This is a genomic window from Rhizobium sp. LCM 4573, from assembly GCF_001854865.1.
Lineage (GTDB): Bacteria > Pseudomonadota > Alphaproteobacteria > Rhizobiales > Rhizobiaceae > Neorhizobium.
The window spans coordinates 164,495-186,826 of record NZ_MDDW01000002.1; the positions used below are offsets into that span (position 1 = coordinate 164,495).

General features: G+C 59.9%; 29 protein-coding genes. 17 read left to right on the forward strand and 12 right to left on the reverse strand.

Translation table 11 applies throughout. The features are described from left to right. Positions 1 to 11: 11 nt before the first annotated feature. The gene (locus LCM4573_RS06055) at positions 12 to 407 is read right to left on the reverse strand and encodes a hypothetical protein (protein WP_071005371.1); all 396 of its coding nucleotides are present in this window, start codon (positions 405 to 407) and stop codon (positions 12 to 14) included. A gap of 104 nt (positions 408 to 511) precedes the next feature. On the opposite strand from LCM4573_RS06055, the gene LCM4573_RS06060 reads away from it, so the two are divergent. From LCM4573_RS06060 to LCM4573_RS06070, 3 genes are all read left to right on the forward strand, one after another. Then, the gene (locus LCM4573_RS06060) at positions 512 to 877 is read left to right on the forward strand and encodes an HNH endonuclease signature motif containing protein (RefSeq protein WP_071005372.1); all 366 of its coding nucleotides are present in this window, start codon (positions 512 to 514) and stop codon (positions 875 to 877) included. Between the two features lie 81 nt (positions 878 to 958). After that, the gene (locus LCM4573_RS06065; RefSeq protein ID WP_071005373.1) at positions 959 to 1,636 is read left to right on the forward strand and encodes a hypothetical protein; all 678 of its coding nucleotides are present in this window, start codon (positions 959 to 961) and stop codon (positions 1,634 to 1,636) included. Positions 1,637 to 1,642: 6 nt separating this feature from the next. Beyond that, on the forward strand, positions 1,643 to 1,837 hold the full coding sequence (locus LCM4573_RS06070) for a hypothetical protein (protein WP_071005374.1): 195 nt from the start codon (positions 1,643 to 1,645) through the stop codon (positions 1,835 to 1,837). A 99-nt stretch (positions 1,838 to 1,936) separates the two neighbouring features. Here LCM4573_RS06070 and LCM4573_RS06075 read toward each other — a convergent pair whose 3' ends face one another. The 4 genes from LCM4573_RS06075 to LCM4573_RS27130 form a co-directional block, all read right to left on the reverse strand. Further along, on the reverse strand, positions 1,937 to 2,731 hold the full coding sequence (locus tag LCM4573_RS06075) for a hypothetical protein (protein ID WP_071005375.1): 795 nt from the start codon (positions 2,729 to 2,731) through the stop codon (positions 1,937 to 1,939). Positions 2,732 to 2,803: 72 nt separating this feature from the next. Further along, a complete protein-coding gene (locus LCM4573_RS06080; protein WP_071005376.1) occupies positions 2,804 to 3,568 on the reverse strand; it encodes a GIY-YIG nuclease family protein in 765 nt (254 codons plus the stop codon). 2 nt (positions 3,569 to 3,570) lie between these two features. Continuing rightward, the gene (locus LCM4573_RS06085; protein ID WP_071005377.1) at positions 3,571 to 4,719 is read right to left on the reverse strand and encodes a DNA cytosine methyltransferase; all 1,149 of its coding nucleotides are present in this window, start codon (positions 4,717 to 4,719) and stop codon (positions 3,571 to 3,573) included. After that, a complete protein-coding gene (locus LCM4573_RS27130) occupies positions 4,706 to 5,137 on the reverse strand; it encodes a very short patch repair endonuclease (RefSeq protein ID WP_083347328.1) in 432 nt (143 codons plus the stop codon). Before LCM4573_RS27130 ends, LCM4573_RS06085 begins: the two co-directional genes overlap by 14 nt. A 60-nt stretch (positions 5,138 to 5,197) precedes the next feature. Between LCM4573_RS27130 and LCM4573_RS28035 the strand changes: the two genes are divergently transcribed. Together LCM4573_RS28035 and LCM4573_RS06095 are read left to right on the forward strand one after the other, a co-directional pair. Continuing rightward, positions 5,198 to 5,440, forward strand: a complete 243-nt coding sequence (locus LCM4573_RS28035) for a hypothetical protein (RefSeq protein WP_071005378.1) — start codon at positions 5,198 to 5,200, stop codon at positions 5,438 to 5,440. Beyond that, entirely contained in the window at positions 5,437 to 5,961 is a 525-nt protein-coding gene (locus LCM4573_RS06095; RefSeq protein ID WP_071005379.1) for a hypothetical protein, read from the forward strand. The genes LCM4573_RS28035 and LCM4573_RS06095 overlap by 4 nt, the downstream gene beginning before the upstream one ends. Positions 5,962 to 6,035: 74 nt before the next feature. Here LCM4573_RS06095 and LCM4573_RS06100 read toward each other — a convergent pair whose 3' ends face one another. From LCM4573_RS06100 to LCM4573_RS06125, 6 genes are all read right to left on the reverse strand, one after another. After that, the gene (locus LCM4573_RS06100) at positions 6,036 to 6,374 is read right to left on the reverse strand and encodes a hypothetical protein (protein ID WP_071005380.1); all 339 of its coding nucleotides are present in this window, start codon (positions 6,372 to 6,374) and stop codon (positions 6,036 to 6,038) included. Beyond that, the gene (locus LCM4573_RS06105; protein ID WP_071005381.1) at positions 6,374 to 6,892 is read right to left on the reverse strand and encodes a hypothetical protein; all 519 of its coding nucleotides are present in this window, start codon (positions 6,890 to 6,892) and stop codon (positions 6,374 to 6,376) included. Before LCM4573_RS06105 ends, LCM4573_RS06100 begins: the two co-directional genes overlap by 1 nt. Before the next feature lie 51 nt (positions 6,893 to 6,943). Further along, positions 6,944 to 8,425 carry a DNA cytosine methyltransferase gene (locus LCM4573_RS06110; protein ID WP_071005382.1) on the reverse strand — a complete coding sequence of 494 codons (1,482 nt, stop codon included), beginning with the start codon at positions 8,423 to 8,425 and terminating at the stop codon, positions 6,944 to 6,946. A 92-nt stretch (positions 8,426 to 8,517) separates the two neighbouring features. After that, positions 8,518 to 9,273 carry a hypothetical protein gene (locus LCM4573_RS06115; protein WP_071005383.1) on the reverse strand — a complete coding sequence of 252 codons (756 nt, stop codon included), beginning with the start codon at positions 9,271 to 9,273 and terminating at the stop codon, positions 8,518 to 8,520. A gap of 130 nt (positions 9,274 to 9,403) precedes the next feature. Further along, complete coding sequence (locus tag LCM4573_RS06120; RefSeq protein WP_071005384.1) at positions 9,404 to 9,697, reverse strand: hypothetical protein; 294 nt, start codon at positions 9,695 to 9,697, stop codon at positions 9,404 to 9,406. After that, positions 9,697 to 10,302 (reverse strand): hypothetical protein, encoded by a 606-nt coding sequence (locus LCM4573_RS06125; RefSeq protein ID WP_071005385.1) that lies wholly within the window; start codon positions 10,300 to 10,302, stop codon positions 9,697 to 9,699. The genes LCM4573_RS06120 and LCM4573_RS06125 overlap by 1 nt, the downstream gene beginning before the upstream one ends. A gap of 1,238 nt (positions 10,303 to 11,540) precedes the next feature. On the opposite strand from LCM4573_RS06125, the gene LCM4573_RS06140 reads away from it, so the two are divergent. The 12 genes from LCM4573_RS06140 to LCM4573_RS06200 all read left to right on the forward strand — a co-directional run bounded on the left by LCM4573_RS06140 (position 11,541) and on the right by LCM4573_RS06200 (position 21,431). Then, the gene (locus tag LCM4573_RS06140; protein WP_071005388.1) at positions 11,541 to 12,914 is read left to right on the forward strand and encodes a replication initiation protein; all 1,374 of its coding nucleotides are present in this window, start codon (positions 11,541 to 11,543) and stop codon (positions 12,912 to 12,914) included. Next, complete coding sequence (locus LCM4573_RS06145) at positions 12,911 to 13,519, forward strand: hypothetical protein (protein ID WP_071005389.1); 609 nt, start codon at positions 12,911 to 12,913, stop codon at positions 13,517 to 13,519. Before LCM4573_RS06140 ends, LCM4573_RS06145 begins: the two co-directional genes overlap by 4 nt. 187 nt (positions 13,520 to 13,706) lie before the next feature. Next, a complete protein-coding gene (locus LCM4573_RS06150) occupies positions 13,707 to 14,255 on the forward strand; it encodes a metallophosphoesterase (RefSeq protein ID WP_071005390.1) in 549 nt (182 codons plus the stop codon). Further along, complete coding sequence (locus LCM4573_RS06155) at positions 14,242 to 14,556, forward strand: hypothetical protein (protein ID WP_071005391.1); 315 nt, start codon at positions 14,242 to 14,244, stop codon at positions 14,554 to 14,556. The genes LCM4573_RS06150 and LCM4573_RS06155 overlap by 14 nt, the downstream gene beginning before the upstream one ends. Then, on the forward strand, positions 14,549 to 14,938 hold the full coding sequence (locus LCM4573_RS06160) for a hypothetical protein (protein ID WP_071005392.1): 390 nt from the start codon (positions 14,549 to 14,551) through the stop codon (positions 14,936 to 14,938). Before LCM4573_RS06155 ends, LCM4573_RS06160 begins: the two co-directional genes overlap by 8 nt. Next, positions 14,931 to 15,422 (forward strand): hypothetical protein, encoded by a 492-nt coding sequence (locus tag LCM4573_RS06165; protein WP_071005393.1) that lies wholly within the window; start codon positions 14,931 to 14,933, stop codon positions 15,420 to 15,422. Before LCM4573_RS06160 ends, LCM4573_RS06165 begins: the two co-directional genes overlap by 8 nt. Beyond that, positions 15,419 to 15,940, forward strand: coding sequence for a hypothetical protein (locus LCM4573_RS06170; protein ID WP_131818939.1), 522 nt, complete (start codon positions 15,419 to 15,421; stop codon positions 15,938 to 15,940). Before LCM4573_RS06165 ends, LCM4573_RS06170 begins: the two co-directional genes overlap by 4 nt. After that, entirely contained in the window at positions 15,937 to 17,049 is a 1,113-nt protein-coding gene (locus LCM4573_RS06175) for a hypothetical protein (protein ID WP_071005395.1), read from the forward strand. Before LCM4573_RS06170 ends, LCM4573_RS06175 begins: the two co-directional genes overlap by 4 nt. A gap of 30 nt (positions 17,050 to 17,079) precedes the next feature. Continuing rightward, complete coding sequence (locus LCM4573_RS06180; RefSeq protein WP_071005396.1) at positions 17,080 to 17,595, forward strand: hypothetical protein; 516 nt, start codon at positions 17,080 to 17,082, stop codon at positions 17,593 to 17,595. Between the two features lie 498 nt (positions 17,596 to 18,093). Then, positions 18,094 to 19,338, forward strand: a complete 1,245-nt coding sequence (locus LCM4573_RS06190) for a hypothetical protein (protein ID WP_131818940.1) — start codon at positions 18,094 to 18,096, stop codon at positions 19,336 to 19,338. A gap of 280 nt (positions 19,339 to 19,618) precedes the next feature. Further along, positions 19,619 to 20,572, forward strand: coding sequence for a D-2-hydroxyacid dehydrogenase (locus LCM4573_RS06195; RefSeq protein WP_071005399.1), 954 nt, complete (start codon positions 19,619 to 19,621; stop codon positions 20,570 to 20,572). A gap of 13 nt (positions 20,573 to 20,585) precedes the next feature. Further along, positions 20,586 to 21,431: a GNAT family N-acetyltransferase gene (locus LCM4573_RS06200; protein ID WP_071005400.1), complete on the forward strand. Its 846-nt coding sequence runs from the start codon at positions 20,586 to 20,588 to the stop codon at positions 21,429 to 21,431. On the opposite strand, the gene xth is transcribed toward LCM4573_RS06200, so the two are convergent. Continuing rightward, positions 21,428 to 22,204, reverse strand: coding sequence for an exodeoxyribonuclease III (gene xth / locus LCM4573_RS06205; RefSeq protein ID WP_071005401.1), 777 nt, complete (start codon positions 22,202 to 22,204; stop codon positions 21,428 to 21,430). The two genes, LCM4573_RS06200 and xth, sit on opposite strands and share 4 nt — an antisense overlap. Positions 22,205 to 22,332 lie beyond the last annotated feature (128 nt).

Genomic DNA, 22,332 nt, shown 5'->3' on the forward strand with positions numbered 1-22,332 from the left:
CGGAAATCGGATCAGTCGTCATCCGCCCACGCGACGTCACGATAAGCCTTCCATTTATCGATGAGCGGCTGCCAGAGATCGGAGTGTTCCGGCCATCCTCCACGAGGAGAAGTGCCGTAGTTGATAAGGTCATGCCCGGCGAGTACGTAGAGCATGAACTCGGCGATGAAGCCTCTGCGCTCGATGAGATCGAATGTGGTGCGATCCCGCACCGCTTCGAGAACCTCGATCATGATGTCGTCGGACTCGCTGCAGTATGAGCCAGAAATTCCCTGGATGACATGATTCCACGGATTGAACGTATCGAGGCCGATCTCGTCGGTGGTCTTCGGAAGAGGAAGCGCGAGAGCTGCCTCCAGCTTTCTCCGGTTTTCCATCCGAAAGGTCGTAAWCGAGTTCTCCGTCATCTCCAGTCTCCTGTTATCCAGAAAATGGTGCGCGCCCGCCGTGCCTCGCGCAAACGCCGGCGGAAATCGTATGATCACGGTCTCGATGATTCGACGGGGCAATAATGGACGCGATCAACATCAAGAAGTGCACCAAATGCGGAGGCACGCGCTTCAACACCTGGGATCGCTGCATGGACTGCAGGAACGCCCGGGGACGCGTCCGGCAGGAAAGGATGAAGGCGAACGGCGGGAAACATACCGCAGCCGAATGGAAGGCGCTCCTTGCCGCCAGTCCCGTATGTGCCGAGTGCAAGCGACCGTGGGATGCGATCCCGAAACGTCCGGACCCCCGCTATAAGCACGTCTGGACGAAAGGTCACAAAATCCCGATCTACCACGGCGGCACCGACGACATCTCGAACATCCAGGCCGAATGCTACGAATGCAATTTCGAGAAGAATGCAGGCCCGCTGAAGCGGAATCCCTAAAGTTGTACCTAGTCCTGTGAGGGATCCATAAGTTTCGCGGCGTAGACACCCGGCCAGTCATTCAGGCAGGCCGGGGATTTCATGCCTAAAACTCTCTACCACTGGTCCAGGAAGTCRCTGGACGTCTTCTCACATAATGATCCGAGGTTTGAAGTCAGAACTCAGGGGCATGCATACGCCCTCGATGACATCGACAACAAGTCGGGTGCGACATCTCGCTTCGAAGCGAAGTCGCTGATCGTCTTCACTGAACAGGCCGCTGAGTTGTTCGAGAAGCACCCTTTACCGACGATGATGGGGTGGAAACGGCTGTTCGGGCAATACTGGACGAAAAAGTTCCTGCACGACCTGCGTTGGAACGCTTCAGACGCATTCCGCTGTGGCGAAGTCCTCGTGATCCGAAAAGGTGAACTCGTGCCGGTGACCTTAAAGGAGCGTATCCGCGATCAATGGGCTCGGAGAGCGGTCGTTCTTGTCATGGATCTTCTGATGCTGCTTTTCCTCGCTGATGCCGCGGTCTCGATCACTACTGAATGGGGCGTGCTGAATTGGCTGTCGCCAGAGATGAGTACCACGATAGGCATCGCGATCATGGTCGTGGGTGCGGCTGTGGTCGTGACTGTGATGTGCCTGATGCGGGTAGGGAAGAGCCGCAACACTGACGGGACCGAGTGGGATTATCGTTCAGAGCTTGAGTGTGCCATGAAGGCTGCCGAGGAGGCGCGCATCCGGGAAGAGAAACAAAGGGAGCGCGGGTAGCGTTCTATGCCCACCTTCGAATTCGAGTTCGACAACCATGAGGATAGCGTCGCCGGCCACGCTGCCGCCAAGGCTCATGATACGACAGCGGCCTGGATGGGAAATCTAAGGGGCACCGGGTATGTCGTCACTTGCGACAACGCGGTGGCGGCGATGGCTTGTAAAATGATCAAAGGCGCGAGAACCATCCGGCAGCCTTGATCGGTAGCGCGCAAATCAAATCCGCCGCCGAGGATGAGCCGGACGGCGGATCGGGGTCTTATGAGACGGATACGGACATTTTCGGCAGTTACGAGACGACTACGGACGTTTTGTCGTGCCCCTGATCTGCTTTACTGCTGCGTCGACGACGTGCGCCTCGATTTCCCGGGCGAATTCAATGAGGCCGGCGTGCGAGATCACCTCGTATGCGATGCCAGTCGACGACCGCTCTTTGTGTGCACTGTTGCTCACCGCGATGTCGATGATGGCCTCGTCAGATAGCGGAGTCTCGAAGATCTCGGCGGAGGCGAGCGCCGCCAGTCCGGCAGGGGTGATTTCGATTGCCGGGGTTTCGTTTGTCTCCTTCCAAGGCTCGCCGAGATCGACGGTATAGAACGCCGCCATAGTACCGTCAGACTGCGTGTCAGCACCAGCGATGACGATCTGCTCCTCCGAATCCGTGGCCTCGTACGGCCAGTCCGTGACGACATCGTATCCAAAATCAGGCGGGAGCGTCGTCCAGGTGCCGGGCTGCAGGCGCTCAAAGTCGCGCTCGTTCTCGGCATCGGAACGCTCGCAATACTTCGACATCCGCTTCTCGGCTGCGTCCTGCAATGCGTTGACCAGATAGCTGATCGTGCGCTCACCGATCTCTGGGCGCTCAACGAGGAGCGTCTGTAGGTTCCTCCAATCGCGGTCGCAGGTTTTGCTGAGATCCATGTCGACCTGCGCACGCAGCACCTTCCCATACGAATCCAGTAGCGTCGCCAGGCTCGCTTCTTCAGCCCTCTCGGCGGCGTTCCATCCTGCCATATCTCTCGAAACCCAGCCCAACTCGTGGTGCCAGACCTGTCCTTTTCCGTCCTTCTCGCGACGGTCTCCCTTTTTCGGCATCACATCCTCCTCGTTTCGGTGCCTACAAGGATGGTGTGCGCAGCCGCCGCTCGGCGCAAACGCCGGCGGAAATCAGGATCGCCCGATGATGGTGCCAGCGGTGTAGGTTCTGTTCTCGCGGTAGAGGATAATGCGCCCAGGAAGGGCAGTCGATTGCCAGCCCGCTGGGAGCACTGACAAGACGGCAAGGATGACCTCCCGCGTCGTCGCCGGCTTAACGGCGAATGGCGGCACGATGCTATTCACGAGATCCGGATGAGGTTTCCTGACTTTACCGGGTTCTCCTTCCGCTCGAAGCGTGTACGGAAGCTCGGCTCGTAGYGCGTCCAGCACCCGTGCAGCCGGAACGCCGCCGTCGGTCTTGATATCGACGGGATGATCGAGGTCGATGGGATATTGGGCGTCGAATCCTGCGGCCTTGAGCTCCGTGGTATCGCGATTGCGGCCGGGATCATTGGAGCCGAAGCCGCTGAAGTTCCACCAGACATCCGCCGTCTGCGCGTAGTGCCGGATTAGCAACTTTTCCAAATCCATGGCCGTGAAGACAAAGACGCGAGCGCACTTGAACTGCACGTCCTCGGGCTTCAGGTTCTGGCGATGCTGGATCGTCCACGCGTGTTTCGAGAGGCGACCGCGTAGCCCTGAATCTGCATCGGTCTTGCCGACGTAGACGACCTGGCCGCCGACGAGAAGCTGATAGACACCTTGTTCGTCCGGCACCTGCATGGTGTGCTCGTGGGTGAGCGACGCCGAATCCATCTCTGCGAACTTGTCGACCAAGCTCTTCAACAAGGCCGACGGCAGATCGAATTCGAACTCAACGAAGCCCTCCGCCAATCTCAGACTCCGATCTGAGCGGCGACGCTGCGGCCGACAACGGCTGCCAAGTCGACCGGCACGGCGTTGCCGAGCTGGCGCATCGTCTCCGTCCACGATCCGTGAAAGACGTAATCGTCCGGGAAAGTYTGCAGGCGCGCGCTTTCGCGAACGGTGAAGTACCTGACAGATCCATCAGGACGACGAAGCATGTTCTCGCCGCCCGGAACACCGTGAACGCCAGCCTTCAAGGTCTTGGCGGGCTCGTGCAGAGGGCTGCCAGTGTGCCCGGGGTATGAACGAGCACCCGGTTGGTAGCGATGGTTATGGACGATGATGTCGCCCGGGATCTTTTTGGTGGGATCCGGAAGCCCTACAAGCGCGTCGGCAACGGTGCGCCACGGCAGCTCGTCCGGCATCGACATCCTGCTGATGCGGTCGCTTCCAACGATCTCTGGCCGATCCTTCTTTGCAACGCGATGGCGATCCCAGTATTCGCCCATTRCCTGATCCCAGATCAAGGATTCACGCGAATGCGTCTCGTGAGGGAAGTGGAATGCCTTCCCGAGATCCTCGCGGATGCCGACGAAGAAGACACGCTCGCGCTTCTGCGGGATCCCGTAGTTCGCGGCATTCAGAAGCTGTGTAACGACGCGATAGTTGAGTCCTTCACGGCTGCCGCTCGTATGATGCTGCTCGAGACGAGAAAGGTGATCTCCCCAGGACTCGTCATCGCCCTTGATGATCTCCGGGTGCTCGAGCTGCAGGCGGATGTATTCGAAGTAGTTGCGAAACGAAGCGCGGGTGAGTCCTTTGACGTTCTCGAATATAAATGCCTTCGGACGAGCCTGACGGACAGCACGGATTGCCTGAGGGAACATATCGCGGTGGTCATCGTAGGCCGCATGCTTGCCTCCCATGGAAAAAGGCTGACATGGAGGCCCTCCTGAAACGAGGACTATCTTGTCTTCGAAAGGGCGGAAATCGACATCGCGCACATCGCCGTGGCGGACTTTCCAGCCCTTGACGGCTTTCATTCCGCGCTGCTGGTTTTCCCTCACGGTATCGACGCAGTAATCGTCCCACTCGTAAACGCTGACCGGCCGGAATCCGGCATCATGTAAGCCGAGGCCCAACCCCCCGGCACCGGCGAACAGCTCAATCGACTTCATCGCAAAGGAACTTTCGTATTCTATCGCCAAGGACTGGGAGGTTCGACTTGCTCACCTCGCACTCCCACACGACCATCTCATCCCACCCCAGCGCCTCTAAACGGGCACTGTTTTCGGCATCACGTTGCGCGTTCCGTTCGAGCTTCGGCAACCAGAAGTCAAGTCTGGACTTCGGTAGACGCGCGAGTTTGCACGACGAATCAGCGTGGCGATGCCAGAAGCAACCATGAATGAAAATTACTTTTTTTCGACTACCAAAAACGAGGTCGGGAGTGCCGGGCACATCTTTTCGATGGAGACGATACCGAAATCCCATACCGTGGACCAGCCGGCGGACCACCAGTTCCGGCTTTGAATCCTTGCTCCGGATCCGGGACATYCGTTCCGAGCGGGATTTTGGGTCTAGTGTGTCAGCCATGGCTAGCGAAAAGGTTGCAACAGGATAATGTCGATGCTCTCAGATAGGGCTTGAGGGGACATGAAGCAAAGATTGGAATCGAACGCACGCAAAGTTGCCGCAGCAGCCAAAGCTCGTCCGGAAGAGACACGGTGGTCGCTGATCGGGGCTGCGGCTGGCGCTGCTCTCGGATTGCTGGTCGGTGGCGTAGGGATCGCGGCCATGGGTGGAGCAGCGGGTGTGCCGGCAGCCATCATCCTGGCACTCGTAGGCGGCGTGATTGGCAACAGGTACGGCATCAGCAAGGACAGACCTATTCGATGACGGCAYTCTTCGACACGGAAGCGGGTCAGTTCGCCAGTCTTGCGAAGCAGTACATGGAGGGAGCGCGTGTCCTGAGCGAGGCTCAGGCGGAACGCGGGAAGATCCTGTTCAGACCGACGCTCGGCCTAGCCGGGCACGGACTGGAACTGATGCTTAAGGCATGTGTCCTGTGGAACGGTGAGCGACCAATTACAAGCGGCCGCGCGGGGCATGCGGTCATATCCATGTGGGAGTCCGACACCTGCGCACCTCTCCGCGGACACCTGTTCGCCAACGCGATCATCGTCGCCATGGAAGCTCGTGAGCGTGGAAGCTACCCGGATGTCCCGACGGAAGAGGACGTTCTACCAGCGATCGACGCGTACGTCCGAGCACTGGGCGAACTGCACGCCGGCGGAGGCTATCCTCTCAGATATCCTGCGGATCCAGATACGATGGCGCCGCGGACACCGTTTCTCGTGGAGTCGCTCTGGAATACTGCTGACGGATTCGTAAAACGGCCTGATGCCTTCAAGATCTGAAGCCTGAACACGCACAAGAAAAGCCTCCCGCTGAGGCGACTTGCCTCTTGCTACCCGCCCAATTTGTAGCAACGCTACCCTGCGCGCTCGACAATCTGAGCATCATACGATGCCCGGATCCTCCCGTCCTCGACGCGATATCCGAACAGGATCGGCAGCTCGAGGGCATAGAGCTGATCGATCTCGGCGGGGGTGAACCCCTCCCGGAGCTTCTCATCTACAAATGCCATGATCGCATTCTCGATGACCGCCAACCGAGCGCGGACGGCATCACGGATTGCAATGTCGTCGCGGGTCTTCGGTGTCGCATGAGCGACAGTGACAGGATCCGCCAGATAGTGGATGGCYGGCTGCTCGGGAGCGGGATCCGGGGCGGCGGCCGCGGGGGTGGGCTTGGGCTTGCGAGGTGCCATTACGCTTCGCCCCGAAGGAAGACGACGTTGTCGGCAGCCAAGCCGTTGATGCGATCGATGTGAGCATACATTGATCTCGCTTCCCGGCGATCTACGACTGGCGGCGGCGCATCGACCCTGCGGACGTAGTCCCAGGCCTCCTCGTCCCACACGTGCAGATGCGGAGGGTGGTCGTCTTCGAGAAATTCGGCGAGCAGAGCGAAACCTTCCCGGAGATCTCCGAGGTGCCGCTTGTCGATGGAGACATAGCCATCACGGACGCGGACGAGGTCCTGACGAAGCTCGCTGGCGACGAGACGGCGATAGAGCTGCCACATGACCCCGTTGTCGTCCGGCAACGCAAGCAGATCGCATTGCGTCGTCACCTGCTTGAACAGATACCGCTGCCAAAGGTCGACCATCTTGCGGATGTCGTGCTCGAGGCCGAGCTGGATCCAGTCAATCCGCGGTGCTGATTGAGCGTTGGCGCGGATCGCCCAAGCGGGGAAGCGTTCGATGTTGTAAGCGGCTGCATGCATGACAATCCTCCTTGTCGTGTAGGAAGATTGTTTGTGCCGGCGAGGACTGAATCAAGATTCGTCGACGTATCCTTCGAGCAGCAGCTCGAGCACATCATCAGGAATACCTGACGACCTCTCGAACTCGTCTCCGCCCGCGTTGAGATTCAGCGCTGACACAGGGCCAAGGATCTTACGGGCTGTCGTCGGCAGCAGCGCATCGCCTTTCTTCTTCCGCTTGAGACGAAGCTTCTTCGGCTTTCTCTGATCAGTGCGTCCGAAAACGGGCACAGGCTGAGGTGGCGGAGCGTAACGAGACGGCGGAAGCGTGGCGCAATATTCATGGTGCAGCCGCAGAGCAGCGCGGAGATCCGATTGCTCTCTGGTCTCGAGATCGGCGAAGCCATCGCTACTTTCCAGAGCTTGGATCTCGAGTGCGATGTTCGCCAAAATCCGCCCATTGAGCATTCGCCGAGCCGTGTTGAGCCACGTGCGGATGTTGTAGACGGAGCCTTTGGATCGGACCTTGCCAGTTTCTGGATCTGGCCGCTTCAAGAACGCGGTGAAACCTTTGTCCAGCTTCGGAATCGAGTCGCCATGGTGCCGATCAGAGATGCACTTGCCGAGAGCCTGAGCGAGCGTCACAGGGACGGCGTTGGCGATCATGATGTTGATGGTCTCTTCAGACCATCCGCTACCAGGGCCGCGTGCGTTTTTCTTCTTTTTTCGCTGGAAGTCGTAATCGAATGGGAAGCCTTGTATCCGCGCGACCTGTGAAGATGTCAGGAAGTGGGTGTCTTTAATTTCTGCCGCATCGTCCGGATGCGGAATATAGGCATCGCCAACGGGTTGATGAGTATGTCGTGCGATGGTCGCGCAAGGCTCGTCTATCGACCTCACGCCGCGGCCATTCGGTTCGCCGCTCTTGCCCATCCATGGGCGGGCGAAGAATGCGCCCTTTTCTAGCAGTTCCTTGTCCTCGGGGAATTCGCGAGGATTGAGCATGTCCCGGACGACCATCTGTTTCTTAGATGCCGCTTCCAGAATTGCCGACCTCAGGAAATCGTCCCGCTCATCCAGCCGGCCAATGCAGAAGAATCGGTTACGGTCTTGCGGAACTCCATAATACGAGGCGTTGACGACGATCTCCGTCAAACCGTATCCATGTCGCTTCCATAGGCCCCGCGCGTATCGGTATTCACTGCTCTTTGCAGCTTCTGGAACGTTCTCAAACAGAAGCCACTGTGGACGTAGGATACAGATGATTTGCGCGAACACCTTTGTCAGCTCCGCGCGCTCCCCCGGAACACGCAAACCTRCTCTCGAGAAGTCCTGGCACGGTGGGCCGCCGACGATGACGTCTGGCTGCTCGTTCATCGCGAAGCACGCTTCCGCGACGTCGTTCAGATCCATGCGAATGGCATCCTTGCCCGCGTGACACAAGATCGAGTGCTGGRCTTCCTCCCACTCGAAGCTCAGCATGTGATCCAAACCGGCAGCCTCTAAGCCGATGCCCATGCCACCTGCGCCCGCGAAGAGCTCAATGAATCCCATCCCATTTCGCGGCCCAGCCATTTCTCACCCTCATTACATGGATATCTCCATTGAATAGTGTGGGACCGTTGAGCCCAGGTAAACGCGGCCGTCTACAAGCCCCCGTTGAGCTTGCGGAGGGCGCGGGTGATTTCGGCAGCGTAGAGCTTCTGCGGATCCGAATCCTTCACGCTCGCCGAGATCGTCGCATCCCAACGGAATGTCGGCTTGTAGACAGCCTCGTCGGACATGCGGGCTAGCAGCCTGATCTTGTAGTCGCCGTCACGCTTCGCGGCGCGCTGCCAGTAGCCCTTCTGATCGCCGATCTTGCCGAAGAAGATGCCGGGCTTTCCGGATGGATTGTTGGCAGCCCATCTTGCGGGGCCTGTGGATTTGCCAGCGGCGCGGAGCTTGTCACGCTTCGCTGCCAGCCGGGCGCGCTTCGTCTTCTCGGATTTGGCCTGCCGTGCGAGCTTCTTCAGGTAACCGCGCCTGAGATTGCCAAAGGCATTCTTCTCAGAATCGGGCGCGTCGGTCAGGACATCGTACGGTGTCGCACCGACATCGCCCTTTTTGCGGACGCCGCCGTTGATCAGGTAGGTCATGTAGCCAGCCTGCTGCGGCTGTATCCTGACGACGGCCTCCAGAGTGCCCTGCGTGGCCTTGTCGACAACGAATCCTTTTCGTGTCCATGCCGTCGGCTTGCCTTGGATAGTAGCGTCGGCGTGCTTCAGGAGACTCTTGCGGGCGTCGAATGCGAGGCCGCTTAGGAATCCTGCCTGAGCCTGCGGCAACACCTGCTTCTCGAGCCGCGTCATGTATCTTTCGAAGTTCCGGGTATCGAACTGGAAGACATCGTCCTTCGCCATGTCCCACCTCACAAGAAAAGAAGCCCCGGCGCGCGGGACAGGCGCAGCCAGGGGCCAAGTCGAAGGAACCGAAGAGAGAATTCTGCGGTACGATGATGATTTGTGYCGGCCACCATCGGCGCAAGCGGATTCATGACGCGCTCCGCACGGTGGCGCGGCGGCTGCGGACGAGATCTGGCAGCACGGTCGCGGCTTGGGTGAGCACCAAGTATTCCTCGAGTAGCGTCTGCTGCATGAGGATCTCGGAGGCGAGGTCGTCCATCGAGGAATGACAATCGGGATCATCGACTGCATCGCTAGCAAGGTCGACGATGGTGTCGTATGCGCAGACGTATTGGGCCACCGCCGCGCGCAGAACCTGCGGTTCGACGGGTTCGCCGCCGAGGTATGCGTAGATGGCTTGGCGAGGCGTGAGATCGGTCATCAGAGACCCCCGGCGGCGAGACGAGCACGGATGTCGTCGAGCTGCGGCGTTATCCAATGATCCTTCAGAAATGGGATCACGACATTCTCGATCCGATTGATCTCGAATTCCATGTCGTCGCGCAACTGCTGTATCTGCTCGACGAACTCCTCGAGTTTCGCCAAGATTTCATCAGCTAGGGACGCGTTAGTGCTGATTAGCTCATCTGCCGAGAGACCGGACGCGGGCGCGCCGAAGATGTAGTCGGACATAGCGGCGGGGCCCRCATTCTCGTAGCTCCAGGTGATGTCGTTTTCGCGAAAGACCCGGCCGTAGAATCCCTTTCCGTCCTGACAGGCGATGGCTCCCGCGGAGTTGGTTCCGAAGATCGTCTGGTGCATCGAGAGGTTGCTCGGACTTCCGGGTCCGTAGATGAGGTCGGTCACCGTCCATGGATCGTCCGAGAAGCTGAAACCAGGCTGTGCTCCCGTGACCGTGACGCGCCAGAGACGCTGGTCAAGCGTGCCACCGCCGGAGCCGCCGTTGTCTTTGAGCCAATTCGCGAGATCTTCCACATAGCTGAGCCGTGGAGCGAGTGTGTGGATGTCAGCGGATTTTTCGGCCATGTGGATTCTCCGGATGTCGAGATCCATGATCGCTGCGACTGACTGAAAGATTCAATGGCCGGCGAATTCGCAGATCGGATGCCCGCAATTTGTTCCGACTTAGAGCAACGTGCCTTGGGATATGCGGGATGCCTGCCGGCGATATCGGCCGGCGAACTTCGTCACTTCTTGAAAGGTTGCGTTGCTGCTAAGGACGGACACGACGCTGAGGCGGGCAAGAGCATGCCCCTTCGTTGAGTCAGACTTCGAGAATCCGACTCCGTTCTGCTGTTTGGCATAGTCGGAGTCTTCGGCTGCCACCGCGCCGATGACGAGCAGAGCTTCTCGGGCTTTGCCCCAGCGCGGATCGCGAGACGACGCTGGGGGACGGAAATGTCTCATTCACCACCTCCGTCACTACGGAAATGCTTGGAATGGCGATTCCAAATCATGAAGTAATGGGGGGAGCCGACAACGAGGACTCTGGTCATAGTGACTTGCTCCTCGACGCCTTCTCTGCGGACTTCCGCAGCGCGGCTCGGTCTCGGCGGTATAGCAGACGACCCATGGTCTTCCTCTTCGAAGCTGCCGCATCGTAGCCCCGCGCTTCCAGGATCCTCAGAGCGTCCGCAAGAACCGACTTGATCGGCGCGGGGAGATCCGCTCCCGACTCCTGGAGCTTCGCCAATGCAACGGAGACCGCCGCGGCGATGGCTGTATCGACGTGACACGCCTCAGGCACTGCGGCTGTTCGCAGTCCTGCTCTCCACCGCTCCGTCGCGCGGCGACCCAACTCGTTCCTCGGATCGGCTTGCCGTGGCATGCCCGTCACTCCCTCCCATCACTACGGGAAATGTCACGCTCGGCGTTGCAAGCGACAAAGGCTATCAGCCCGTCACTACGAAAATAAGGGATTGGCGGAGCTGGTCGAGCGGAGCGGGAGCGTAGCGTCTACGGGAGACTAAAAGTCTCACCCGGCCAGGGCAGATTCACTTTCATAGCGAGGAACGAGCTATATTCTCTTAGTCTTCCCCGGCAATTCCGTTTACCGCCATTTGCCCCTAGCGGTCTCCCAGAATCGTTCAATCTACAACTTGACCCGAAAAGCGGCTCTTCTGTCTACAACTTGACCTGCCGAACCCATCACTACGGGATCCATTATTCCGTCTCATCGCAGAATAATTTGTAGATGGACTATTGTGCTGTTCACCGCCGGCAAGAACCATAGTCATGTCAGCATGACAGATGAGGAGGACGACATGACCAGGCTATGGACTCGGAAAAAGACGATCGGAGCTGATCGGAAAGGCGTTCGAGGCGACATCCGCCTCGTGCATTCCAAGGAACGCGCCAGCCTGGACAAGGAGCCGACATCAGAGCGGGGAGAGGCCATGGTGAACTCCATCCGCTTCTACGGCGCTCGCGAGGGCAACTCTCCGGCCGAAGCAATGACTGCGATGTCCGCCGCACTCTACGAGTACCTGATGGCCCGGGCGAGGCCGAAGCTCAAGGACAACGAAACCTGCCGCGTCCCGTTCGCCGATGCCAAGGCATACCTCCAGATCGAAAAGACCTCTCGTCTGAGGGAATACATGTCCGCGCTGTCATCGACGTGGGTCTCCTACGATTTCCTGGAATCCACCGAAGGGTTTCAGAAGATTGGCCGCCGCGTCCAACTCATGAATTGCTCGGAAGTGATCTCGCCGACCCAAGAGCGCTTTATCGAGATCGAGATGTTTCCTAGCGTCCGGAAGGCCATCCTCGCCGCCGAGATCTATACGCACCTCGAACTCGGTGCCTTTCCTCGATTTTCATCGAAGTACACGCAGCGCCTTTACCCCAAGCTCGCGCTTATGTCCGGGCGCGACCAACGTCCCCCGATGCGCTGGACTCCTGAGGAACTGGCAGAGCAGCTCGGATGGCGGCCGGACACATGGAAGTTCGGCAATTTCGAAGCCCGTGTACTGAAGCCGGTCATCGCCGACATTCAGGAGCATGTTCGCCGCTTTGAGATCACCTGCGAATACGTGAGGGGATCCGGACGTGGCCATCCCGTGAGTGAGATCGTTATCACGGTCGGCAAGGCAATCTCGACGGAAGACGAGATGAGGCTGGCCGACATGACCAAGAGCACCCGCACCATCGTCCGCCGCATCGCCAGCGAGGCCGCCGTCGACTTCGCGACTCAGATGCCGAACGAGACCGTCCTGCGACGCGCAGCCACCCGTCTCGGAAAGCCGGTCACCGAGATCGCGACGATGTGGACTGAAGCGTTCGCGGACGAAGCGATCATGGCGAAGCTCGAACGAGAAGGTCTGATCGCTGCCTTCGAGTCCTGGGTTAGGGCGCAGGAAATTGCCGCCGACGAGGATGAGGACGATGCCGAGGTCGACTTCGATGCCGCCAACACGATCCTCGTGACACTTGCCGACGGATACGGTCTCGACACCGCAGCGTCCGCCATCGAGGAGCACCTCTGGACAGGATCCTCGACGATGACGATCCGGATACTCTGGAGCGTCGACGGCGAGGATCACCAGCACGACATCAAGGTCACCCCCACTGAACGCGACCTGGCGCTGCTTCTGCACGCCAACCAGGACGTCATCGAAGAGATGGAGTACGCAGCATGAGCACGAAGAAATTGGGGAAGAAGACACTGAAGGCGAACCTGCTGGCAATGGCGGCCGAAGAGGCAGCGCAGGAGCATGAACATCGGGCGAGCTTTGAACGCCAAATCRAATCCATCCGCGAGCAGCTCGAGTCTATGACGGAGTCGGAAGACTTCACCCGGTCGAGCGTGAGCGACCAGTTCGGGCATGCGCTCGATATCGCGAAGCGCGTGTTGAGGATGCCCAAGCATGAGTTCGAAGCTGCGGTCGCCGGCCTGAACACCTTGCACAGCCGTGTCGTCGATCGCTGCCCTAGTGGGAAGGATCCTCGGGATGTTCCTGAATGGATGCAGATGACGGCTGAGGAACTGCGTCTGTCGTATACTCTTATGACACCGTGGGCGGCGGCCGACTGGATCGCTCGTCATGGAGCGAAGGTTGGCTATACCGCTGCGCAGATCGCCGAGGCCAAGAGAGAATACAAGCCGCTAGAGATCGCGCGTTGCATCAAGCGCGATGAGGAAGACGATGCCCGTGCGGCCGCGAGGCGTGTTGAAATCGAATCCTCGTTGCGTACCGCCCATCATCAGCGCCTTCAGCACCAAGCGTCACGGACCCATCTCTGACTCGATCGCGCAATCTTAACCCTGCCGGCGCCTTTCTTCCCGGTAGGGGCTCACAACTTTTCCGGGTCCTGCTATGACTCCGGAAATCGAAGGAAACGACATGATCGCAGGACTGAAGATAGCCCGAATAGCCTGACCCCGCCGCCGCGCGGAGCCGCATTCGTTTGCTCATCTTCTGGAGTCCAGCATGTCCTTCGTCCGCAAGTTCTACGTCGCAGACACCCACTTCGGCCACACCAACATTTTGGCCATGCAGCCTCGTCCGTTCTCTACGATCGAGCAACACGACGAGGCGATCGTCGCACGCTGGAACGGGGTCGTCGGAGAAAATGATGTCGTCTACCACCTCGGCGACTTCGGGATGGGTCTCAATAATTCGGACCGCATCCGCTGGATTTTCGCGCGTCTCAACGGCCGCAAGTTTCTCGTCTACGGCAACCACGATGTTCGCCGCGACGGCGAGCTTCATCCGACTATCGCCGGCCTTGGCTGGGAAGCGCGGCCGGAAGCTCTGATGTTCGCCCGCGACGAAGGTCACCACATCGTCCTCAGCCATTACGCGCAGCGGTGCTGGCAGGGGCGCGGCAAGGGCGCGTGGCATTTCTACGGTCACGCGCATGGTCGCCTGCCTGCCGAGGGCCGGTCTCGCGATGTCGGGGTCGACTTGCCTGACGTGGACTTCACGCCGCGGACATTCAAGGAGCTGACGAAAGGGATGCGCGATGACAGACGATGAATACGCCTACCTCGTCGCTAGCCATGGCGCCGCCGTCCCTGTGCGAGATCGGCTGCGGCTGCACGATTGTCAGCTTCCTGCGCTCGACAGTCTCCTACGCGTGATGCGCGAGGAAGGCCTCGACGCCGAAGTCCGCATCACTGGGATCGTCGCAACCGCCTCAGGCCGCACTCAGATCGAGAAGGAGCTGGCGGCTGCCGTCGATCCGCGCAGCGCGCAAGCTCTGTGTCTCGAGATTTCGTTCTGGGCCATCGAACGCCGCTTTGAAGAAATTGTTTGTGAGGAGTTCGCAGATGACTGACCCCATCCGCCCCGACCTTTATCAGGCGCTTCTGGCGAAGCACGGCGACCGCATGCCTCCCGAATCCGAAGTTTTCCTTCGCCGCGGCTGGATCTCGCTCGTCGACCGTCTGCTGACAGATATCGCAAGCGAGTATCCCGACGCACGCATCGTCGGCCTCTGCGGCTGCGGTTGGCTGCATATCGACACTTCGCTGCCGGCCGACGGACGCGACTGGACTCGTCATGTGGCGCTGGATCGTTGGCTTCAGCGATACGTCACTGAATCCTTATCCACGTGCGAATGTTGCGGATCCCGTCACGGCCGAGACCGCGGCGAGCGCCGTGTTGTGATGTGCGACGAATGCGAGGATCAGAAGGAGCGTTGCGATGCCCATGGATGATTTCCCGCGTGTCAAGCTTGACGACCTCCAGAGCGACTACCCGGGCGTTTTCGACAGCGCGCGCTGGGTCGACGTTGGCATCGGATGGCTCGGCTTGATCCAGACATTCGTGACGGAGGCGCTGCCGCACGATCCCGCTCTTTGCGTTCACGAAATCAAAGAGAAATTCGGGACGATGCGCATCTGGTGCGACACGCCCGTGCTCGGCGCGCGCTTGGCGAAGGGCAAGGCCGAATTCAAGAGCAGCCTGACGTGTGAAGTCTGCGGCTCCGAAGGATTCGTCCGTCGGCCGCCTGCCGACCGCTTTGCCTGGTGGCGGTGTCTTTGCGACGAGCATGCTTCCGAAGACCAGCGCTCGTGGCCTCGTCGTGATCCGGGCAGGATGACTGGCATGATGCAGACCCGCGGCGGCCAATGGTACCGCTACGACCGCGACAAAGACGAGATGGTACCGAGCGATCCGCCCGAAGGATGGAGCCGATGATAGCACTTGCACTTCGCCGTCGCCGCAGCAGCCTTGGCGTGCCGCGCCGCGTCAGCATCGAATCCATGGATCGCGAATCCTTGCTCTGCGAAGCCATCATGCGCGACCAGGAAGTCGAGCGCGCTCTGTCGGTATATTGGGAGTCTGACGACGAGACCTGCCGCCGCGTCGGATGGCACCTCGTGAAGCATACCGGTAGCCTTTTTCATCTCGGTCGGCGCTTGCTCGAGCTGACGTTCCCGGGCCGCGCGCTCGTGCCGCCGCCTGAGTTCCGGATGTGCCGCGAGACGGAGCCGACCGAGGAAGAGCTGTTCGCGGCGCCCATATTGCAGCCATGGTCATTGATCCTTTTCCAGACTGGCTCGTCGCCGGCGTTCTGGAAGTTGGGCGGGACCGTCTATCATCGTGATCACGAACGCTGCTGGGTCTGGACGCGGCTCCTGTACCTCAACAGGGACAAGGCGATGGCGCGCACGGACGAGGGCTGGGTGAAGCTAGGGCGGAGGATGAGTGCATGATCGATGACAAAAGGAAGGCTTGGCTCCGCGGAGCGTATCAGGACCGCATCATCGAGGCGACGCAGCACTTTGCGCGCGGCCGGACGCATTTCGTCGATGCAGAGTGGTTCGAACACGGCGACGATTTCCGATACCTGTCGGAGCTGTCGGCGGWGGATCATGCGTATCTGCGCGAGCAGGCAGGACTGGAGGCGTGGAAGCGTATTCGCGACAACGCCGTTGCTACGCGTGCCGCGGCCTTTGAAAAGCTTCGCACAGACAACGCGGACGTGATCAATGCCGATGCCCGTTTTGCGATGGACATCGGATGGATCCCTCTGCTGCAGTACGCGGCCGACCGCGTCCGCACATACCCCTCGACCTGGAAGGTTTCGCTCGACGGCGGCAAGGAGAAGTTCGGGTGCTGCGTACTATTCGYCGTGTGCGACTATTCGGCTCGTGGCTGCCGCAGCGAGGTCGAACGGCTCCTCGCGGAGATCCGGTTGCGGTCGTTGGCAACCTGCGAGATCTGCGGATCGTCTGGCCGRCTGCGTTTGTCGGGTTTTGCGAAGACGGTTTGCGATGCCCATGTCGGCGTACTGGGCGAGCTGCGCGAAGACGATGGCCGCTGGGCGGATCCGTGGCGCTGGAATGAGGATCGACCGCTCGAGAACTACATTGACGACGTCCTGAGCAAAGGCAGAGCACTCATGGGAGATGTCCAGTACCGCAATCGGCAGAGCGGCGACGAATATCCTGCTGAGTCCGCCGAGCTGCTGAAAGGCATGGATCCCGTGCGGCCACGTCCCAAGGAGCACGTCACCGATCCACTTCGCTCGATGCCCATTGGGAGGCGCATCGATGACGACACATGGTCGAAGTCTGGCCGCGAGCAGGAGCTCCTGATTGAATTCGGGTGGCATCTGCAAGACGCGGTCAACGGAGCGGCCGTCAAAGAGGAATACCTCGAGGGCTACGTCCGCGACGAAGTTGCGTCTTGGCGGGAGTATGCAGTGCAGCCGCTGACGGAATCAGACGAGGAATTCCTCCGCGAATATCTCCATGGACTTATCCTTGAAGAATACGAGAGCGTCAGGCTCAAACAGGAAGCCGAGCGCAACAACGAGTGATGTCGGGTATTTCCGACCAAGGAGTTTACAATGTCGGTTATTCCCGTCGCTAACGGATGGAAGCACATCCTCGCCGAGGTCGTCGAAGAAGCCAGTAAGCTGCCGGCTGAATGGTGCTTCGAGATCTCAATGGCCGAGCGCGTCGACGGCGCTCTCAAGTTGTCGGCCACTTATGTCAGCGGTGACGTGCCGCTGGACGACCACCTGCCGCCGGAGCGCAAGCTGCCGCATCCGTGGCGCTCTCTCCAGCGGATCCGGGAAACTGCGCGCGAGAAATCCTTAGCGACCTGCGAGTGCTGCGGTCGTCCGGGCAAGCTTGTCGATGCCGGCGAGCACGCGCGGGTGCGGTGCGTGCGGCACGAGTATGTCGTCGATGCCGTGGAGTGGTCGCGGGATCCGGTTGGGTTCATGTTCGAGTCCGCCGAGGAAGCCATGGCGCATTTCCTTGCCGATTACGGTGACGGTATCGACATGATGAAGGAGCTGCAGGAGACGCAGGCTAGTGCCAACGAGGATGTGGATGATGCCGATGAGACGCGGCATTAACGGTCTCTTCACCCGATCTCCCGAAATCCCCCGGACAAAATGTTCGGACTGGACTATGGCTGAATTCGCAGCGCTTGCGCCTCTTCGGGAATGATCTCCATGAGAAATCGCTTTGCGCTCTCGTGAGTTAGCAGTGAGTATCCTGGAGGACTCCATGAAGTTTACAGAAGCCGTTCAGCACGATGTCGTCGATGATCTCATGGAGGAATTCGAAGCGACRGTCGAACGGCAACGTCACGAGTACGTTGAAGCGATGGAGTGTATCGGAATCCTTCGTGGCATCCAGTCGCTGGATCCTGTGCCCGCACCTGCAGTCTCAGATCATCTCGAAGATGAACTCCTAACAATAGCAGCCGCGAGCAAGCTGCCCGAGCTTGGCGGCATCGTCAGTCGAAAGCGCCTCTATGAGGAAGTGGGTGCCGGTCGACTCCGACTGGCCGCAAACAGYGGCCCTGGAAAATTCTTCGTAACTCGTAAACTCATCAAGGAATGGATTGAATGGCGCGACGACGGCAGCCTCCCCATCTCATCTGGGTCAAACCCAAATTCACCAAGGACGGGCGGATCCGGGCTAACGGCTACTGGGCGATCGCAGACGGCACGACCAGAATTAGCACGGGATTCGGCCTTGAGTTTCGTGAACAGGCTGAGGCAGCYCGGCTCCAGTACGAAGTAGAGCAGCACGCCAAGAAATCGGTCCACGAGATTGTCGAGGAACGCGGGCGAGGCGTTCGGGACGTTCTGGTCGTGGATCTCATCCGATTCTTCATGGAACGCCACGAAGCGAAGATCCAGGCGAAGTCGAAAACGAAGCTGCGCGACTATCTCAACATGATGGAGCGCCTGATCAAGTTCTGGCACGGCAAGACCGTCTACCAGATCAATGAGAAGACGATCGCCGAATATCAGAAGAAAGCCCGTCCCGGAAAACCTCTTGCGGCGACGACGACACTCCGCGAACTCGCAGAACTGAAATCCATCATCAACTTCGGGATCCAGAAGGGTCTGTGCGAACTCCGTGGCCACATCATCGACTGGGAGCTACCGCCTCCCCCCGAACCGCGCATGACCTTCTACACCCGGTCGGAGGTGGCGAAACTCGTGTGGACGGCCTATCGCCGCAAGAACATGGCAATGGGCAGACCGGGTGTCGGGATCTACACCTCGAAGCATATCGCCCGCTTCCTGCTAATCGCCGTGAAGACTGGCACCCGCTCCGAGCGCATCGAAACCGCGTCGTTCAAGAACCTTCCGGATCGACCCTGGATCGACCTGGAGAACGGAATCTTCTACCGTGCAGGGGTTGCCAACAAATCCCCCGTGAACAAGCGCGCCGATCCGGTCCGCATTTCGGACGACCTCCTATCGCATCTCCGCCGCTGGGCTAAGGAAGGTGACGATGTGGTGCGGTCTCCCCGCGGGGTGGGTTCAACCCGCAAGGGATTCTTCAACCTGAAACACGAGGTCTTCACGAAGGACAGGGCGAAAGTCGTCAACCGACATACCTGCAAGCACACCTGCGCGTCCTGGCTGATGCAGAAGCGTGTACCTCTGTCGATCATCGCCAGCTACCTGTCGACGACCGAGGAAGTGATCCTGAAGCACTATGGCCACTTCTCGCCCGACTTCCACCAGGAGATCAACGATGCTAGGAAAGAGGCCCGCAGCGAGATCATGAAGAAGGCCGCCGCCGCCAAAAAGAAGGCTATCGGCAAAGGTCCAGCGCTCGAAGCAGCGGAATAGACGTCTCCGGTTATGTCTCCCGATATCTCCGGAAACAACGGGAAACAGGTGGATTCTGCGGGAATCAACGGCAACGAAAAGCCCGAAAAACCGGGAGTTCTAGCTTAAAACCCCGCCGTTCGTAATGATGGGGTCACGTGTTCGAGTCACGTAAGCGGCACCATTTTCCAATTCCATCTCCCTCTTCCGCCAGGCAAGGCCGCAAAGCCGTTATCCTATTTCCCGTCTCTTCGGGATGATCTACAGATCGTCCGCACGAGATGGCGATGCGGGGTGGAGAATGCTGAAAATCGTATTTCTGGATCGGGACACGATCGGGCCGTCGGTTTCGATCGACCGGCCGGGCTTTCCCCATGAGTGGATCGAATACGGCAAGACGGCTCCCGAAGACGTGGCCGCACGCATAGCGGATGCCGATATCGCGGTCACCAACAAGGCGCCGATCCGGGCCGATGCGATCGCCAGGGYGAGCCGCCTGAAGATGATCGCGGTGACGGCGACGGGCTATGACGTGATCGACGTTGCCGCCGCCAAGGAGCGCGGCATCACCGTTTCGAACGTCCGCGGCTATGCGGTCAACACCGTGCCGGAACATACTTTCGCGCTGATCTTCGCTCTGAGGCGCTCGATCGCGGGCTACCGGCAGGACGTGATCGCCGGCGAGTGGCAGCGCGCCAACCAGTTCTGCTTCTTCAATCATCCGATCCGCGACCTTTCCGGCTCGGTGCTCGGCATTTTCGGGCGCGGCGCGCTCGGCAAATCGGTGGCGCGGATCGGCGAGGCCTTCGGCATGAAACCGGTCTTCGCGGCCCGCAAGGATGCCGCCTCGATGGAGCCCGGCTACACGCCCTTCGACGAGGTTCTCGAAACGGCCGATATCATCACCCTGCACATGCCTCTGACGCCCGCGACGCGCGACCTGATCGGCATGCCGGAATTCCGCAGAATGAAACGAAAGCCACTCGTCATCAACACGGCGCGCGGCGGGCTGGTAAACGAGGCGGCTCTGGTGCAGGCGCTCGACGAAGGTCTGATCGCCGGAGCAGGTTTCGACGTGCTGACGAAGGAGCCGCCGGAATCGGACAATCCTTTGCTGACGGTGCTGGAGCGTCCGAACGTGATCGTCACCCCGCATGTCGCCTGGGCAAGCGACGAGGCCATGCAGGCGCTTTGGGCGCAGGTCGTCGGAAACGTCGAGAATTTCGAGAAAGGCAGTCCCTCCAACGTCCTGTGAGAGGAGCACGGACATGGAACAGACTTCGAATACGAGCCGCCGCCTTCTTTCCGACTGTAGCCTGGAGGAAGCCGCCGCCGGTTTTACCGAGGGTTTCGCCGGCTATGTGGTGCCGGTGAACGTAAGGCCGGAAGCGCTCCGCCTGCGCATCCAGCGAGAGGACATCGACCCGGATGCCAGCGAAGTCTTCTTCGACGGCGAAAAAGCCGCCGGCATCCTGCTCGTGGCAAGACGCGGCGACATCTCCCGCATCAGCGCGCTTGGTGTCGGTCCGTCGATCCGCGGCAGGGGGTTCGGGCGACAGGTGATGCTGGAAGCGATCGACGCGGCACGAAAACGTGGAGAGCGGAAGCTCGTGCTGGAAGTCATCAATTCCAACGAGCGCGCCGCGGCACTTTACAGGACCCTCGGCTTCGAAGTGACGCGGAAGCTGGTGGGCTTCGGCCGCAGCGGCAAGCTTGCCGCACCCGAGGCGGGACGAACCGTCGAGTGCGATATCGAGACGGCGGTGGACATGCTCCAGCGTTTCGCGGATGCAAATCCAACCTGGCAGACCGATCCCCGCTGCTTCCGTGAAGAGAGGCCGCCGCTGAAGGGCTTCACCTTCGGCGGGAAGGCTGTGGCGCTGCTGGACGACAGCGGCAAGGACGTGCGGCTTTACGGCCTCGCCGTCGATCCCGCGCATCGCCGGCAAGGCATGGGGCGGACACTGGCGGACGGGCTTGCCGGGCTCTATTCCGGCCGCAAGCTCTATATCATCGAGAACCTGCCGGAAGGCCTCTTCGATCGCTTCATGCGCCGCACCGGCTGGCGCAAGAGCAGGCTGACCCAATCGGAAATGGCGCTCAACCTCGTTTAGACGCCGTCAATCTCGATCCAGACCGGCGCGTGATCGCTGGCACGATCCCGCCCGCGTATATGCCGATCGACGCCCGCGCTCCGCAGGTTCGGCGCGATCGACGGGCTGAGAAGCAGGTGATCGAGCCTCAGGCCCGCATTGCGGCCCCAGGCATTCCGGAAATAATCCCAGAACGTGTAGATGCGTTCATCCGGATGAAGCGTACGGATGGCATCGGTCCATCCCTGCGCAAGAAGCGTTGCGAAGACCGCGCGGACCTCCGGCCGGAACAACCCGTCATCCCGCCAGCGCTCCGGCGCATAGACATCGAGATCGGTCGGCATGATGTTGAAATCGCCGGCAAGCACCACAGGCGCGCCGGTTTCCAGAAGTCCGGCCGCATGGAGGCGAAAGCGTTCGAACCAGCGCAGCTTGTAATCGAACTTCGGACCCGGTGCCGGATTGCCGTTCGGCGCATAGAGGCAGGCGACGAGAACGCCGCGCACCGCCGCCTCGATATAACGGCTGTGGCTGTCTTCGGGATCGCCGGCAAGCCCCCGGCGAGTTTCAATCGGATCGGCATCGCGGGCAAGGATCGCAACACCGTTCCAGCTTTTCTGTCCATGCCAGACAGCGCCGTAGCCCGCCTTGTCGATCGCCGCGGCGGGAAACTTCTCCCGCGGCGCCTTCAATTCCTGCAAACAGACGACATCCGGCCTTGCCTCCTCCAGCCATTCGAGCAGGAGACCGAGGCGGCCGTTGACGCCGTTCACGTTGAAGGTCGCGATCTTCATGCCTCGCCCCGGTTGCCTAAATCCGCGAAACAACGCGCGGGAGCGGTTTTGGATGCAAAATCGGGATTCCCTCAAAACAAACGGGATGGATTAGCGAAAGATTCAGGAGTGTCGCCGAAGATGCACAC